This window comes from Flavobacterium bomense (assembly GCF_003970355.1).
Genome location: NZ_RYDJ01000003.1, coordinates 157117 through 173559 on the forward strand (window position 1 = coordinate 157117; position 16443 = coordinate 173559).

The 16443-nt window shown below is 35.2% G+C and carries 18 protein-coding genes, 1 tRNA gene and 1 pseudogene; 8 read left to right on the forward strand and 12 right to left on the reverse strand.

What is annotated here, in order from left to right; genetic code table 11:
* Positions 1-72 precede the first annotated feature (72 nt).
* Positions 73-300 carry a CDGSH iron-sulfur domain-containing protein gene (locus tag EKL98_RS04705; protein WP_126463150.1) on the forward strand — a complete coding sequence of 76 codons (228 nt, stop codon included), beginning with the start codon at positions 73-75 and terminating at the stop codon, positions 298-300.
* 110 nt (positions 301-410) lie between these two features.
* Here EKL98_RS04705 and EKL98_RS04710 read toward each other — a convergent pair whose 3' ends face one another.
* Complete coding sequence (locus EKL98_RS04710; protein WP_126555915.1) at positions 411-1277, reverse strand: NAD(P)-dependent oxidoreductase; 867 nt, start codon at positions 1275-1277, stop codon at positions 411-413.
* 258 nt (positions 1278-1535) lie between these two features.
* On the opposite strand from EKL98_RS04710, the pseudogene rhuM reads away from it, so the two are divergent.
* Positions 1536-1765: pseudogene (rhuM, locus tag EKL98_RS04715) on the forward strand (RhuM family protein); the annotation flags it as partial.
* A gap of 416 nt (positions 1766-2181) precedes the next feature.
* Here the strand turns inward: rhuM and EKL98_RS18470 are convergent.
* The 3 genes from EKL98_RS18470 to EKL98_RS04725 all read right to left on the reverse strand — a co-directional run bounded on the left by EKL98_RS18470 (position 2182) and on the right by EKL98_RS04725 (position 2780).
* The gene (locus tag EKL98_RS18470; RefSeq protein WP_317125376.1) at positions 2182-2355 is read right to left on the reverse strand and encodes a DUF6804 family protein; all 174 of its coding nucleotides are present in this window, start codon (positions 2353-2355) and stop codon (positions 2182-2184) included.
* Positions 2327-2428, reverse strand: coding sequence for a hypothetical protein (locus tag EKL98_RS18475; RefSeq protein ID WP_317125377.1), 102 nt, complete (start codon positions 2426-2428; stop codon positions 2327-2329). Before EKL98_RS18475 ends, EKL98_RS18470 begins: the two co-directional genes overlap by 29 nt.
* A 275-nt stretch (positions 2429-2703) precedes the next feature.
* Positions 2704-2780: transfer RNA gene (locus EKL98_RS04725), tRNA-Met, on the reverse strand.
* A gap of 152 nt (positions 2781-2932) precedes the next feature.
* Here EKL98_RS04725 and EKL98_RS04730 point away from each other — a divergent pair.
* A complete protein-coding gene (locus EKL98_RS04730; RefSeq protein ID WP_126463160.1) occupies positions 2933-3325 on the forward strand; it encodes an START-like domain-containing protein in 393 nt (130 codons plus the stop codon).
* Between the two features lie 54 nt (positions 3326-3379).
* Entirely contained in the window at positions 3380-4219 is an 840-nt protein-coding gene (locus EKL98_RS04735) for an aminotransferase class IV (RefSeq protein ID WP_126463162.1), read from the forward strand.
* Here EKL98_RS04735 and EKL98_RS04740 read toward each other — a convergent pair.
* The 5 genes from EKL98_RS04740 to EKL98_RS04760 all read right to left on the reverse strand — a co-directional run bounded on the left by EKL98_RS04740 (position 4216) and on the right by EKL98_RS04760 (position 8789).
* Positions 4216-4776, reverse strand: coding sequence for a YqgE/AlgH family protein (locus EKL98_RS04740; RefSeq protein WP_126454436.1), 561 nt, complete (start codon positions 4774-4776; stop codon positions 4216-4218). The two genes, EKL98_RS04735 and EKL98_RS04740, sit on opposite strands and share 4 nt — an antisense overlap.
* A gap of 119 nt (positions 4777-4895) precedes the next feature.
* Positions 4896-5168 (reverse strand): HU family DNA-binding protein, encoded by a 273-nt coding sequence (locus EKL98_RS04745; RefSeq protein WP_073017033.1) that lies wholly within the window; start codon positions 5166-5168, stop codon positions 4896-4898.
* A gap of 179 nt (positions 5169-5347) precedes the next feature.
* Positions 5348-6295: a methionyl-tRNA formyltransferase gene (gene fmt / locus EKL98_RS04750; protein WP_126561670.1), complete on the reverse strand. Its 948-nt coding sequence runs from the start codon at positions 6293-6295 to the stop codon at positions 5348-5350.
* On the reverse strand, positions 6295-8190 hold the full coding sequence (locus EKL98_RS04755; RefSeq protein WP_126463167.1) for a RecQ family ATP-dependent DNA helicase: 1896 nt from the start codon (positions 8188-8190) through the stop codon (positions 6295-6297). The genes fmt and EKL98_RS04755 overlap by 1 nt, the downstream gene beginning before the upstream one ends.
* 59 nt (positions 8191-8249) lie before the next feature.
* Complete coding sequence (locus tag EKL98_RS04760; protein WP_126463169.1) at positions 8250-8789, reverse strand: AAA family ATPase; 540 nt, start codon at positions 8787-8789, stop codon at positions 8250-8252.
* Between the two features lie 147 nt (positions 8790-8936).
* Between EKL98_RS04760 and EKL98_RS04765 the strand changes: the two genes are divergently transcribed.
* The 4 genes from EKL98_RS04765 (at position 8937) to EKL98_RS04780 (ending at position 12429) form a co-directional block, all read left to right on the forward strand.
* A complete protein-coding gene (locus tag EKL98_RS04765) occupies positions 8937-9221 on the forward strand; it encodes a DUF493 family protein (RefSeq protein ID WP_126463171.1) in 285 nt (94 codons plus the stop codon).
* Positions 9222-9305: 84 nt separating this feature from the next.
* On the forward strand, positions 9306-10031 hold the full coding sequence (locus EKL98_RS04770; protein WP_126463173.1) for a DUF4290 domain-containing protein: 726 nt from the start codon (positions 9306-9308) through the stop codon (positions 10029-10031).
* 104 nt (positions 10032-10135) lie between these two features.
* Complete coding sequence (gene murA, locus EKL98_RS04775) at positions 10136-11446, forward strand: UDP-N-acetylglucosamine 1-carboxyvinyltransferase (RefSeq protein WP_126463175.1); 1311 nt, start codon at positions 10136-10138, stop codon at positions 11444-11446.
* A gap of 113 nt (positions 11447-11559) precedes the next feature.
* Positions 11560-12429, forward strand: coding sequence for a cation diffusion facilitator family transporter (locus EKL98_RS04780; protein ID WP_126555878.1), 870 nt, complete (start codon positions 11560-11562; stop codon positions 12427-12429).
* Between the two features lie 146 nt (positions 12430-12575).
* On the opposite strand, the gene EKL98_RS04785 is transcribed toward EKL98_RS04780, so the two are convergent.
* From EKL98_RS04785 to EKL98_RS04795, 3 genes are all read right to left on the reverse strand, one after another.
* Entirely contained in the window at positions 12576-15062 is a 2487-nt protein-coding gene (locus EKL98_RS04785) for a DUF5686 and carboxypeptidase regulatory-like domain-containing protein (RefSeq protein ID WP_126561671.1), read from the reverse strand.
* Positions 15063-15156: 94 nt separating this feature from the next.
* Positions 15157-15570, reverse strand: a complete 414-nt coding sequence (aroQ, locus tag EKL98_RS04790) for a type II 3-dehydroquinate dehydratase (RefSeq protein ID WP_126561672.1) — start codon at positions 15568-15570, stop codon at positions 15157-15159.
* A 164-nt stretch (positions 15571-15734) separates the two neighbouring features.
* The gene (locus tag EKL98_RS04795) at positions 15735-16298 is read right to left on the reverse strand and encodes a porin family protein (RefSeq protein ID WP_126561673.1); all 564 of its coding nucleotides are present in this window, start codon (positions 16296-16298) and stop codon (positions 15735-15737) included.
* Positions 16299-16443 lie beyond the last annotated feature (145 nt).

A 16443-nucleotide genomic window follows, 5' to 3' on the forward strand; every position in this document is an offset into this window, starting at 1 on the left:
AAAGAGAGATAATTTGTACTCCGTTAGCATATATTTTGCAATCTTTGGCCTCAAAAAAAATCAAACTGCATTATGAGCAAGACAAAATTAACAATCAATCGCAATGGTTCTATAAAAATAGAAGGCGATTTTGAAATAACAGACTGCGAAGGAAAAACATACGGATTAGAGGGAAGAACGGCGTTGAGTCTTTGCCGTTGCGGACTATCGGTAAACAAGCCTTTTTGTGATGGTTCTCACCGCAATGGTTTTGAACATGAATCAGCTGCATTCGACTTGCCTCCGGTGAAGATTAAGTAATATCATTTTTACAATTAAATAATAAAAGCTACATCTTATGGGTGTAGCTTTTTTTGGTTTTATTTAAACGAATTATACACAATGATTTATTCGCTGAGTTTACTACTGTTTTAAAATGATTTACTTTTTAAACTACTGATAATTGCCATCACATCTAAATCACCTAATCCTTCTTGCTCTGCGGCGGCATAACTGTCGTACAAAGGATGAATCAACGGAGAATCGAGTCCGGCTTCTTTGGCAAGTCTTAAATCTTTGACCAGATGTTTCAACGCAAATGCAGCAGGATAGGAATCGTTCAGAATGGAAGGTGTTTTAATATTCGTAATTCCGTTGCCGCAAGCACCTTGATTGATGATGTTGAGCATGTCTTCTTTGCTTACGCCGTTTTTCTCGGCAAATAAAACCGTTTCGGCTACTCCTTGAAGATTTAATCCTAATAGGTAATTGATGGCTAATTTAGCAGAACTTGCTACGCCAGGTTCCCCTACGTGAATCGCAATTTTACCCAAAACCTCAAATATGGGTTTGGCTATTTCGAAATCTTCAGCCGAAGCCCCAACAAGAATGACTAACGTTCCGTCTTGTGCTGGTTTCACACTGCCAGAAACGGGAGCATCTATAAAATGTACCTGATGTTGGTTGCAAATGGTGTTCAAATAACGCGAGGTTTCTGGGGCAACCGTACTCATATTGATGATGGTTTTGCCAGGATGTGCTTTAGATAATAAACCTGTTGGTCCTTCAAAAACTTCTTTTACCGCCGCGTCGTTGGACAGCATTGTCAAAACTACGTCGCATGTTTGCAGTAGTTCGTGCAAACTGCTTGCTGATTTTGCTCCTGAGGCCAGTAACGGTGCTTCTTTCTCTTTGGTACGATTGAAAACGGATACTTCAAAACCGGCTTTGAGTAGGTTCATAACCATTGGATTTCCCATGTTGCCAAGGCCTATCCATCCTAATTGTATTTTATTCATGTTTATTAGTGCTAAATGATATCTTTCTTTATAGATGTGACTTTATTGTTGGGTGTATACGCTTAGAAAAGTGACCCTAAAGTACCGTTTATTTTTGGAAAGAAACATAAAATAACAGTTGGAACGGTAATAATTATAAACATTCAAGTGAACGGGTTTTATAAATTCAGGTACTCCAATGTAAAAATCAGTAGTTTATAGCGTGTAATTCCGGATGTTGCTTTGGTTAGCGTCCAAAAAAGTTTTTGTTTTTTATTTGTTTTTAAAGAAGGGGAACTAGGCGAAAAAGTGGTATGTCGGAATTTCCGACTAACCATTTTACATGGTGCTATTGAAGGAAAACACAAGAAAACAGCGTCAAACATTACAACCTTGATATTATCATATCAGTTGGTTACCGTGTGAAATTGTTGCAAGGAATCCAATTTCGTATTTGGATAACCCAACGTTTAAAAGATTATCTTGTTAAAGGATGCATCTTAAACGAAAACGATTAAACGAACTCAATTATAAATATTCAGAAATACAAAATGCAATTAAACTAGCTTCAACTGCTGGAAATATTAAAAATTTATCATCGCATTCATTTAAATGGTACACTTTATACCGGAATAGGTGGTACAGTTTCACTGGAATACTTACTAACTTCTGCTTCCAAAAACAGGAAAAATCTTTGTGCTTTCCATAAGCGAATACATTAATACAAGGAAAACATCCTTACTTTTTTATTCCATGAAGGAGTGCCTCCAGACAAGAATGCTTACGAAAGAGTTATCCGAAATGTGAAAGTAAAACAAAAGTATCCGGACAATTCAAAAATGAAAATTTGGCGCAATACTTTGTAGTCATTCGTTCGGTAATGGATACTTTTATTAAAAACTGATAAAATGTTTCACTTGTTTTTTTAACTATTGCTATGTATCAACCTGAATAGTTGTGAAATTAGTAACCCTAAGGTAACAATAAAACCCACAATATTCCAAATTGTTCTGCCCAAAGCTATTTTGAAAAAGAACTGAAATAAAATAAAAAGACTAATACGATATAGGTTAATACTTCGTTCTTGTTGCTTTTTCATTGGTAGAAAAAGCTAAATAGGCAAAACCAACTATTGCAGCAAAAACGCACGAACTGTAATATCCGTATGGCATATTAATAACGCATAATAACAATGAATAATAATATTGCGAAACCTTTCATCTGTGATCGCAAAAGGGACTTTGGAAATTAAGATATTTGGCTAAACAGAAAAGGTACACATGAAAACTACATTGCATGTTTGCCGTGTCTGTATCATACTTAAAGAATTATCAGCTCAATTCATAAAATTCGTCACTTCGGTGCTCACTGGAGTAATCAGAGGGCGATGTTTTTTGAATTATTTCCAATAAAAAACCCTAACATATTGATGTTAGGGTTTTTGCTTTGGTAGCGAGACCGAGATTTGAACTCGGGACCTCAGGGTTATGAATCCTGCGCTCTAACCGACTGAGCTATCTCGCCATAATTAGGGAAAAACCTTCCCTGAATGCGGGTGCAAATATAAAAATAAAAATATTGGATGCAACTATATTTTTAATAAAAAAATATATTTTTAAAAACACTTTTTTTATGTAGTTATATTCTATATATTTCCGAAAAATTAAATGTAGGTCATGGATCAAAAAGTACGTTACGAAATCGAGTTTCCCATAAATTCTTCTCCACAATTATTGTATCAGTATATCTCTACTCCATCAGGTTTGTCTGAATGGTTTGCAGATAATGTAAACTCTCGTGGTGAATTTTTTACTTTTATTTGGAAGGATTCCGAAGAAAAAGCAAGGCTTGCCTCTAAGAAAGCAGGTGAGAAAGTAAAATTCAAGTGGGTCGACGAGAATAGTAAAGACACGGAGTACTTTTTTGAATTGCATATTTTAGTAGATGAACTCACTAAAGACGTTTCTTTAATGGTAGTAGATTTTGCTGAAAAAGACGAGGTAGACGAGGCCACATTACTGTGGGAAAATCAAATATCGGATCTTAAACATCTAATAGGATCTGTATAGTAAAATCATATTTTATGACTTATATTTGCCTTGAATAAAATTTAGGGCTTCTTTATGATTAATTTTAATGGAACTATTGTGTCTCAGGACACCAATGTATTGTTTCAAAACCGTGCTTTTCTATATGGTGACGGTGTTTTTGAAACAGTTAAAATAGTAAATAATACAATTCTTTTTCTAGAAGATCATTATTTCAGGTTAATGTCTTCTATGCGGGTGGTGCGTATGGAAATCCCAATGAATTTCACCATGGAATACCTGGAGGAACAAATTCTCTCTTTAGTAAAAAAAACGGGTCTCTCTCTTTCCTCCCGAGCCAGAATTACAGTATATAGAAACGATGGCGGGTATTATTTGCCGCAAAATAATACGGTTTCTTTTTTGATCCATTCAATAGCGCTTGAGAACACTTTGTATTCAATTGAAAAGAAAGAATATGAAGTAGATTTATACAAAGACTTCTATATCACAAAACAATTGCTGTCGTCTATCAAAACGACTAATAAAATTATCAATATAACAGGAAGTATTTTCGCTAATGAAAATGGCTTGGACAATTGCTTAGTACTCAATGATAGCAAGAATGTAGTAGAAGCATTGCAGGGGAATATCTTTATGCTAATGGGTGATAAATTGATTACGCCTCCGGTTTCTGAGGGGTGTTTAAACGGCGTCATGAGAAAACAGATTTTAAGTCTGGCTAAAAAAATAGAAACTTTAGAGGTTGTCGAGGAAGTGATCTCTCCGTTTGACCTGCAAAAAGCGGATGAATTATTTATAACGAACGTAATAAAAGGCATTCAACCCGTAACGCGATACCGCAAAAAAATATTTACAACTCACGTATCGACTCAATTATTAGAAAAACTCAACGAAATAGTCCGAAATGCTTAATTTAGGTATGGATTTTCTGGAGCATTAGACCAGATGAGGTATTCGCCGCCTAATTCCATAATCTGTTCTTTCCAGAAATGAGTGGCTGATGTTCCAATTATTTTGTTTTCATAACTGTTTGCCGTTATAATCCACGAGCGACTTTCCATTTCGCTCTCTAGTTGGTTTTCATGCCAGCCGGTATATCCTAAAAAGAATCGGATATTGTCTTTGCTTATTTCTCCTTTATTGATGAGCTCTTTAGTTGCTTCAAAGTCACCACCCCAATATATTCCGTTAGATATTTCAATGCTATTTGGAATTAATTCAGGGATATTATGAATGAAATACAAGTTGTCTTGTTCTACTGGACCACCATTATAAATCTTAAATCGTGCCGCTATCTCCGGAATTAAATCGTGGATAGTGTACTTTAAAGGTTTATTAATTATGAACCCTACGGATCCTTCTTCATTATAATCAGCTAATAAAATTACCGATCTATTGAATGATAAATCCCCAATTATCTTAGGCTCTGCTATAAGCAAATATCCTTTTTTTATCTTATCTGTTATCATCGGATTAGATTTTTCATTAAATTTAGGTTTTTTATTTTAAGGGCGCCATATAAAATCGTTGAAACGTATAAAAAAACCTTCCAGATGGAAGGTTTTATTATATTTAGGAAGGATAAAAATTAGTTTACTGCACCTTCTAATTCTGCTCCAGCTTTAAATTTCACTACATTCTTAGCAGCGATTTGAATAGTTTTTCCTGTTTGAGGATTTCTACCGTCTCTTGCAGCTCTGGCAGATACTGACCATGATCCGAAACCTACTAAAGATACTCTTCCACCTTTTTTCAAAGTTCCGCCTACGTTACCTAAAAATGACTCTAAAGCTAATTTTGCTGCAGCTTTTGTAATTCCTGCATCAGCAGCGATAGCATCGATTAATTCTGATTTGTTCATAATAATTAGTTATTAATTGTTGGTTAAAAAAAATTGTTAATACACAAATTTAGTAGGAAATACGTTCCTTGCAAGCGTTTTGTGTTAATTTAGAGTATTTTGTTGATAACTTATTTTTTTTGTTGATAAAGTAAAGATTGTTTCTTGTTAAAGTGTATGAGGTGCCCTTTTTGTTGGTGTTAATAGACTTTTGCGTCAACAGAAAATACAATCCCGTTCAGAAATTCAGAAGTATTCATTTTCTTTTTGCCTGGAAACTGTAGAGTAAGTATTTGGATAAATCCTTTTTTTACAGCTACCCTCATTTCTTTTTTGGTGCAAATTAAACTCCCGACAGCATAATTATGTTCCTCAGTGATTATTTTGGCTTCGTATAGCTTTACATTCCACTCTTCACTCTTGTCGCCAAAGTAACTCCAAGCCGCTGGGTACGGACTCAAACCTCGGATCAGATTGTTTATTTCCTGCGCTGATTTTGTCCAGTCTATTTTGCAATTCTCTTTGTTGAGTTTGTAGGCTGTTTTGATATCGTTGGTGTCTTTTTGAATCACTGTCGATACACTTCCTTTTTCGATCAGTGCCAAAGTGTCAATAACGGCCTTGCTTCCTAATTCCATTAATCGGTCATGCAAATGTCCCGCATTTTCGGTTTCATCAATTGGAATTTCCGAACTTAAAATCATTGCGCCTGTATCAATTTTATCATCGATAAAAAAAGTGGTGACACCAGTTTTAGTTTCTCCATTAATGATTGCCCAGTTTATGGGTGCCGCGCCGCGATAATTCGGTAGGAGCGAAGCATGAAGATTAAAAGTGCCTAAAGAGGGCATTTCCCAAACTACTTTTGGCAGCATTCTAAACGCAACTACAGTTTGCAAATTAGCATTCAACGCTTTTAATTCAGCTAAAAAAGTTTCGTCTTTTAAGTTTAAAGGCTGCAATAAAGTTAGATTATTGGCTAGTGCGTATTCCTTTACTGCTGAGTATTTTAATTTTTGTCCGCGACCTGCAGGTTTGTCTGCAGCAGTAATGACACCTACGACTTCGTAGTTGTTTTTAAGTATCGTGTCTAATATTCCCACGGCAAATTCAGGCGTACCCATAAAAACTATTCGTAATTTTTCCATTATGATCGTAAAGTATATTTATTATTTGGTTTAACCAAAATTGTGTTGTTTTCTAGTAAATCCTGAAGTACAAAGATAACTTCGTCTGGACTATTTTTAGTTTTATTTTGAATGTCTCTTGAGTTTAAATCTTCTGCTTGTAATAACGCAATTATTTCTTTGGAAAGCACCGATACCTCTTTTTTCTTTATTTTTTTAGTAATGCAAAAGGAGCAAACACCGCAATCAACGGTTGTTTTTTCGCCAAAATAATTTAGAATCAACTTATTTTTGCATACTTTTTTCTCACTTATATACTGAATTACGGATTGAAGCTGTTCTTTTTTTAATTGATTTTGATTTTCTAAATGCTTCGAAACTCGATTGATGGTTCTGTCATCTTCCCGAACTTCATTGAAAATTAATGTGGCGTCATTATTTTTCGAATGGTACTCTATAATTTTCTTTTCTTTTAATTTATGTAAAACAGCCTGAATTTCAGTTTCCTTATGGTTTGATTTTTTAGCAATCAGTTGCAGGTTGAATGCCGTTTGCATTTCGTAAATTCCCGGATACGTGCGCAAAATGGCTAAAATAATTTCCTCGTCATTTGGATTTAAACTCATATACCGAATCACTTCTTTGGAGGGAATAAGAAACTGCAGGGTGATTTTTTCTGAAAATTCTTGAGACAGGCTAATAATTCCTTGTCGGTCCAGGAATTGCATTGCATGGTACGTTTTTAAGGTTGGGAATTCATATTTTAAACAAAAATGATGCAAATTGAAGGTAAACTGTTCATTGATTCCTTCTCCGTAAGCGATTTGAAAATAGTTGCAAAGCTTGACATACATGAGATTCAAAAACTTTTTATCAGGAAGAATAGTGATAAATTGGCTTTGAGCCTGAATGATGTCAGAGGGACTGGTTAATAAAACCGCAAAAGCTCTTTCTCCGTTTCTACCCGCACGTCCGGCTTCCTGATAATAATTTTCCATATTTTCCGGAAGCTGAATGTGAATGACCGTTTTTACATTGGCTTTGTCAATTCCCATTCCAAAAGCATTGGTTGCCACAATTACCTGTACATCCTCATTCATCCAGGATTCCATGTTTTTATCTTTTTCTTTGGACGAAAGTCCGCCGTGATAATACGTAGCTTTAAATCCTAATGAATTCAATTGAGAGGAAATATCCAGACACGATTTCCTGTTTCGTACATATATTATGGAAGGTTGTGGATTTTTCTTCAGGATTTGTTCGATTCGGAACAGTTTATCCTCGACCTCAAAAATCATATAAGCAATATTTTCTCTGGCAAATGATTTTTCAAAAATCTGTGGTTTATGTAGTCCCAGTTCTGCGATGATATCTTTTTTGACTCTTGGCGTTGCAGTAGCGGTTAAGGCTAAAAATGGGACTGTTGGAAAATGCTTTTTTAGTTCTGAAATTTTTAAATAAGCTGGTCGGAAATCATGTCCCCATTGGGAAACGCAATGCGCTTCATCGATTGTGATTAAATGGATGGGAAGATTTTTTATTCGTTCTAAAATCCAATCGGATTGAAGACGCTCTGGCGATAAATAAAGGAATTTGTAATTTCCGAATTGGCAATTGTCCAATAAATCAATCATTTCTTCGGATCGAATTCCGCCTGTCAGGGCTATGGCTTTGATGTTTCGCTGTTGCAAATTGGCGACTTGATCTTTCATGAGCGCTACCAATGGCGAGATAACCAGGCAAATGCCTTCTTTCATCATTGCCGGAATCTGGAAACAAATTGATTTTCCACCGCCGGTTGGCATCAATGCAAAAGTATCTTGACCACTTAAAACGGAATCGATGATTTCCTTTTGCAGTGACCTGAATTTGTTGTGCTTCCAATATTTTTGAAGAATAGCTTCTGCTTCTTGCATAGAGTATAGATTTCATTTCATTGAAAAACAGTCCAAAGCATAGATCCTAAACCTGCAGACTATCTGGAAATTTCATCTAAGATAAAAAGAATTCGGTTATCCATCGTATCTTTTGGAACTTCTATGAGTTTGTACCCATAATTTTCATAGGTTTCAGTGAGATGATTGTAGATGAGTTTCGCTTGTTCGAAGTTTTCATAACGTTCGTGGTCGCTGATATAAATTTCTTCCCAAGGTGGGAGTATGAATATTTTTGAGTAGGTGTGTTCGCGGCAAGCCGTATCAAAAGTAGCAGGATAACTATCGCCTATGTAATGCATATAGGCCAAAACATCCGGAATTCCTCTGTCTATAAATACAATATCGTGGATTTCTTTAGAAGCATTTTGAAATTGTTTTTTTCTTCCTTCAAGAAGCAATTCGCTGAATAACAGTGGTTTTTCTAGGAATAATTGCTCGATTCCTTGTTTTTTTGCTTCCAATGTTACTTCCCGGGAAATTTCGGGATAACAACAATGTCCCTGAGCTATCAATCCATCGATGATAGTAGTTTTACCGGTTCCTGGACCGCCAATGATAACTATAATTTCTTTCTGCACTTTTAAAAAATAAGGGGCAAATTTACTTAAACTTATTGGGATTTGAAAAAATCATTGCGGTTAAAGTGCGATTAGACAAAAAATCATATTTCAAAATTCATAATTCACGTTTGAAACCGTATATTTGCCTTTATTTTTAAATAAAAAATGGATAAGAAGACGGAAGAATTTTACGATAGATTAAAAGTAGAGTTGGATATGAGCAATACATGGCCAGCAGAATATTTATTTAAATTTATTGTGCCAACAGAAAGTGATAATGTAGAACGCGTTGAGTTGGCTTTTGATTGCATGGGAGCGGTTATCAAAACCACAAAATCCAAGACTGGCAAATTTACCAGTATATCTGTTGATGTGACTGTGAAAGATGCACAAGAAATAGTAGATAAATACCTAGAAGTCTCTACAATAAAAGGCATTGTTTCTCTTTAGATATAAAAAAATTGGGATGGGTGTTCGAATGATTCCACTATTCGAAAAAGAAAACACGTAAATCAAAAAAATATACATTCAAATATGAATTCAAAATATAGTAAAGAAAATGCGAACGATGTAGTGCATCATTTGGAATACAATGCAGAGCGATCGCATTTGATTATTCCGGAGTACGGGCGTCATTTGCAAAAATTAATTGATCAGGCAACTAAAATTGAAGATGATGTAGAACGCAATAAAGCGGCAAAATACATTATTCAGGTCATGGGTAGCTTGAATCCGCATTTGCGTGATGTTCCTGATTTTCAGCACAAATTATGGGATCAAATTTTCATAATGTCTGATTTTAAACTAGTGGCGGATTCGCCCTACCCAACTCCATCTCGCGAAGTCTTGCAGCTGAAACCGGATGTGTTGAGTTATCCTCAGAATTTTCCTAAATACAGGTATTACGGCAACAACATAAAATACATGATTGACGTGGCCAATAAATGGGAAGATGGCGATATGAAAAGTGCCTTGGTGAAAGTAATTGCCAATCACATGAAAAAATCATATTTGAGTTGGAACAAAGACACAGTAAAAGATGATGTCATTTTTGAACATTTATTTGAACTCTCCGATGGCAAGTTGAATTTGATTCAAAGTTCAGAGGAATTATTAAATACCACTGATTTATTACGAACCAATAAGCGGGTTTCGAATAAAATATTGCCGGTAGGACAACCCAAAATTCTTAGCAATAAGAATACAAAAACAGGAAAACCAAATCCGATTCACAAGAACCAAAATAGGAAACCTTTGTAAGTCAGTTATAAATTGGAGTTATAAGTTTTGAATTTTGTTCTATTACTTTTAGCTCGTAACTTTTTAACTCATAACTAATAATTTATAACTCATAACTGTAAAAAATGGGAATTTTCAAAATAGAAGGTGGCATCAGTCTAAAAGGAGAAATCACGCCACAAGGGGCAAAAAATGAAGCGTTGCAAATTTTATGTGCCGTTCTTTTAACACCTGAAAAAGTAATTATCAATAATATTCCTGATATTATTGACATCAATAAACTAATTACGCTTCTAGGAAATTTAGGAGTAAAAATTCAAAAAAATGGATCAGGCTCGTATACTTTTCAAGCTGATGAAGTGAATATAGAGTATCTGGAAACCGAAGCATTCAAGAAAGAAGGCGGTTCTTTAAGAGGTTCTATTATGATTGTTGGACCACTTTTGGCACGATTTGGAAAAGGATATATCCCAAAACCAGGTGGTGATAAAATAGGCCGCCGAAGATTGGATACGCATTTTGAAGGATTCATCAATCTGGGCGCTAAATTTCGTTACAACAGAGAAGATCATTTTTATGGCGTTGAAGCACCAAAAGGATTAAAAGGGGCCGATATGTTATTAGACGAAGCCTCCGTAACCGGAACCGCAAATATTGTTATGGCTGCCGTTTTGGCCAAAGGAAAAACAACAGTGTATAATGCAGCTTGTGAACCTTACTTGCAACAATTGTGTAAGATGTTGAACTCTATGGGAGCTAAAATAACTGGAGTTGGGTCTAACTTATTGACTATTGAAGGAGTTGAAAGTTTAGGTGGTTGCGAGCATAGAATTCTTCCAGATATGATTGAAATTGGGAGCTGGATTGGCCTGGCTGCAATGACAAAATCAGAGATTACAATAAAAAATGTCAGCTGGGACAACCTTGGTGTTATTCCTACGACCTTTAGAAAACTTGGAATTACGCTGGAACGTCGTGGCGATGATATATACATTCCTGCTCACGTAGATGGATATGAAGTAAAAACAGATATTGACGGTTCTATTTTGACAATTGCTGATGCACCTTGGCCCGGATTTACTCCGGATTTATTGAGTATCGTGCTTGTAGTTGCCACTCAGGCAAGAGGTGATGTTTTGATTCACCAAAAAATGTTTGAAAGCAGATTGTTCTTTGTGGATAAACTGATTGATATGGGAGCAAAAATTATGTTGTGCGATCCGCATAGAGCAGTTGTGATGGGACATGATTTCAAATCGCAGCTCAAAGCCACCACAATGTCATCACCGGATATTCGTGCGGGAATTTCATTATTGATTGCTGCGCTTTCCGCAAAAGGAACGAGTACAATTCAAAACATTGAACAAATCGACAGAGGATACGAACGTATTGACGAACGATTGAGAGCTATTGGTGCAAATATTGTACGTGCATAAATAACATAAATCATAAAAATTTTCGTTTAAGTAAGCCAGAAAGAATTTAAATCTAAAATTCAATTCGGTTTACTTAAACGATTTTACTTTTATTTCATCTTTAAACAAAGCGCATGTCAAGCGAACAAACAGCGATCAAGGCGACTTATTTTAGCATTATAGGGAATACTTGCCTGGCTATTATTAAAGGGTTGGCCGGTTTTTTCGGAAATTCGTATGCACTAATTGCAGACGCAATTGAATCAACGACTGATATTTTTGCTTCTTTTTTGGTGTTGTTCGGAATTAAATATTCCAACAGGCCAGCGGATAAAAATCATCCGTACGGACATGGTAGAGCAGAACCTTTGATTACTTTTCTGGTGGTAGGTTTTTTGATTACTTCGGCCACAATTATTGCCTATGAAAGTATTGTAAATATTGGAACGCCACATCAATTACCAAAACCATGGACATTACTCGTTCTGGCTGCAATTATTATTTGGAAAGAATATTCGTTTCGACTGGTGATGAAAAGAAGCATTCAAACCAATAGTTCCTCACTACGAGCTGATGCTTGGCACCATCGCAGTGATGCCATAACTTCTGTGGCGGCATTTGTTGGAATTTCGATTGCCTTGATTTTAGGGGATGGTTACGAATCTGCGGATGATTGGGCTGCACTTTTTGCTTCGGGATTCATACTTTATAACAGTTACCTTATTTTTAGACCCGCTTTGGGCGAAATAATGGACGAACATTTATACGACGATTTAATAGCTCAAATCCGAATGGTTTCCATTCAGGTTGACGGAATTATCGATACCGAGAAATGTTTTATTCGAAAAGCCGGCATGCAATATCATGTAGATTTGCATGCTACTGTCGATTCAAATATTACCGTGAAAGAAGGACACGATCTGGCTCATAAACTAAAGGATACTTTGCTAGAGGAAATTCCGGAATTGGGACAGGTGTTGATTCATGTGGAACCAAATGATTAATATTGTGGTGTATGATAAAACTAAAAAAGACACCAAAACTATTTTCGAGTGCCTTTTTTTAATTCGTTATGTTTTTGTCACATCGAGCGCAGTCGAGATGCCGTTATATTTTCCGACTGTACTGCAACTGACAAATAGATTCTTTTTTACTCCAATATATTCAAAAATTTGAGCCCAAATACTACGCCGTCTCCTTGAAATCCATTTTGGTACGAACGAACATAATCGATACGGAGCATTTTAAATTTACCAAAACCTAAATTGTCTAACCCAACTGTAATTTCAGTATAAGGTTTGTTGTTTGGCGTAGACAGCGCGTGAGCACCCAGTGTCAAAGTTGATTTTAGTTTGTTCAATAAAGGTATTTTATTCATGATATAGCCTTTGTCGTTGTATTCCGTATGCACTTCAAAATAGCTGTCATTCGTACTGTTAGAGTAATACGGCAGTAAGTTAAATACATTCAAATAGCGCGCTGACTGCCCAATGTGGGTTTGATTGCCATTAAAATGCTTGTAATCTATAAAAGCAATGTTATCTGCATTCAGAAACTTTCCCGCTTTTAGATTCAACCCTAAAACACCTTTATTTTTCAATGTCAAATCATACGTTAATCGGCTATTGAAATGGTCAAACTCATACTTCTTTTCATTAGCCGCAATTGCTTTTTCATAGCCTAAATAAAGAGTTGGATATTTTTCATTTCGGATGTTAAATTTTCCATCGGGACGGGAGGAATATTTGTTTCCAAAATTGATTTTTGCAAGTAAATTAATTTTCGTTAAATGATGTTTTTCAAAATTGGGAGTGGTGAAATCATTTGGTGCCAACGGATTATTCGAAGTGTATAAATCGTCCTTGTTAAAAAAAGAAAAATCCGTATTGTTGAATACTGGTTTGCGTTGCTGGTATTCTATCTTTCCATTGAGATTCACGCCATTTGCAACATCTTGGCTGTAGCCAATTGCCGCTGATTCCAGATTATACAACTTCATAAAATTGTTCTTGAATGCTAGGGAACTGATCGTGTTTATTATTTTACTGATGGGTTCATTCGGATTAAATTGCTTTACAGAACTGCCTCCTGTCATATATAAAGTGGCATAATTCTGATTGTTGAACCGGTGGATAAATTGTCCAGTGACACGCAAACGATCTTCGGCAAAACCGTAATTGAGTTTTGTACTTATGGAAGTATAGATTCCTTTACTTTCCTGATTTTTCCAGTTGGTGTATTTAAATCCTGAGTCAAAATTATATCCTTGCACCGTATTGAAACTCAATGAACCAAGATTTAATAATCCTTCATAACTAAAACTGTGTTTTTTGCCACTGTTTTTATAGGTGTAGCCGCTCAGTAGCTTCAAGATTTTGAACTTGTTCTCTTTTGTGTCTACTGAATCCAGGTATTTTTCGGAATTTCGGACCTTGTAAATGCTGTCTTTTCTAAAATAATCCATGCTTTCTTCATTTGTTAACGGAATGGGTCTGTTGGTATTCCAGAATAAGCTGTCTTTTTTATTGGCATTTATTTCGATTCTCGTAATTTCATTTGTAAATGTTTTGGGTGCAAAAGCATTTATGAATTCATAATTGCTATACACGTAATTGTATTTTCCGGTAAATTTTATCCCAAAAGCACCTGCTGTGATTTCGAGACTTTGGGTATTTTTGGCCCAGATTTTATTGCTGTTGTTGTAACTGAAATTTTGTTTTAAGGTCATCACATCCAGAAATTCTTCTTTTATTCGGTAGCCTTTTATATCCAGATCAACGGCGTAAATCGCCCAGGAGTCTTCCACTATATAAATGTACCCTTCAAAAACGGGTTCACTGTCGCGCTTTGCAATCACTTTTATTTTGTTGATCATGTTTGTATTCTCGTCAAAAAAAGTGCTTTCTAAGGTGTAATTATAGTAGTTGAACGCGTTGTTCGCTATTGGAGAAATCATTTGGACACTAAAATCGATGGTGTTGTCATAAAAATCGTAGAATGAAGATGTAGCCGTATTGTAGCTGTAGCCATTGTCTCTGCCACTTACTTTTGAGGCAGTAACTACTTCTTTTAAGTTATTGGGTTTCTCAAATGCTATTTTTGAAAACGTTTCAGATAAGGAAATAATTCCGGTTCCGGTAGAATCCAGTGCGCCATCAAGATCACCAATTTTTTGGCCTAATATTTTTTTTGGGGCATTTTTCAGTTTAAAAATACCGCGAGAATAAAAATCAGCATTGAATCGATTTGTTTTTTTGGTGTTTTGTTTTCTGCTGGCAATGGCACTTTTTATTATCGCTAAAGCTGGATTGTTTTTTTTGTTGATGATTACTTCGTTCAGCGAGAAACTTTCTTCGATCATTTTGATGTGCAACGAATAAGGGAGTTTGTCTGTTTGTATAAGTACTTTCTGGGTTTTAAAACCTAAAAATTGAAAGACAACTGTTTGTTTTTCCTTTTTCTTTAAGTTGAATTCATAGTTTCCTTGCTCGTTTGAAGTGGTTCCATTATAGGTGTCCTCCTGAAAAATAGTCACAAAAGGCAAGGGATTTCCTTTTTCGTCCGAAACGGTTCCTTTAATTTGTGCAGTACTGACAAATGAAACTAATAAAAGCAGTAGAAAGTAGTATTTTTTCATGAAGGTTTTTTCTTTCACAAAAATAGAAGAAGTTACAAAAGAGCGTATTAATTATTTGTTAAAGATTTATCTAATGGCTTATTTTATTTTGATACTACAAAAATGACTGAATCGCCAGCTCATAACTCTTTAAACCAAAACCCAGAATAACACCTTTGGCATTTCCAGAAATATAGGATTGATGTCTAAAACTTTCACGGGAAAACGTATTCGAAATATGAACTTCAACCACTGGAGTGGTAACGGCTTTTACAGCATCGCCAATTCCTATAGAAGTATGCGTATACGCTCCGGCATTTAGGATTATGCCATCAAATGAAAAACCAAATTCCTGAATTTTATCAATTAATTCCCCTTCAATGTTACTTTGGAAATAAGTAAATGCTATTGCTGGGTATTTAATTTGTAAAGTAGTGAAATATTCTTCAAAAGTTTGATTTCCGTAAACTGAAGGCTCGCGTTGACCCAGAAGATTGAGGTTCGGTCCATTGATGATACTAATTTTCATAAGTAGTTGCTATTTGTTTTTTATTTGAATATCGAATTCCCATGTGGCTTATCTGGTTTTCATTACATTTCCGATACGCTCATTTTATAATTCCTGATTCTGTAAAAATAAAAAAACCGTTCCACTTTATAGAACGGTTTTAATAAATTTAATTTTTTATTTTTTTAGAATGTGAATCCTGCGGAAATTTGAAGAACAGAGTTCTTAACTTCTGCTTGTTTTGAAGCTTCAGTTAATCCTAACACATAACGACCTTGAAGGAAAATGTGTTTAGTGACATTTAGAGTTAAACCACCGGCTACTCCAAATTCAAAAGTTTCTGCATTTTTTACATCAAATTCATTTCTTTCACTCAATAGGAATGAAGCTTGTGGTCCAAGATCTAAACTTACTGTTTTGTTGAAATGAAATTTAGCCATGACAGGAATAGATAAATACCCTAATTCATTTTTGAACTCATCGACAGCATTTTTATACGTTGCTCCCTGAGTGGAATACAATAATTCGGGTTGTATCGAAAAACCATCTGTCAATTTAAGTTCAGCTACTAAACCCCCATGATAACTGGTAATCGCATCAGTGTTGTAATTATTACTGTTTACTGTGATATCAGTTCCTGATTGATTGGCGTAATTTAAACCCCCTTTAAACCCAAACTTGATCAATTGTGCTTGCATGTCTACTGACGCGGCAAGAAGAACTACTGCAACTAGAATTATTTTTTTCATAATTTTTTTTTAAATTAATTTAATGAGAGCATGTATTATAAACTGTTTTGTTTGATTATTATTGTTGTCTTATCTCTAATCAAAAATTAGTCCACATTTTGTTAATAGGAATAATAGTTATTTTTTTTTAATTATTATTCTTGGT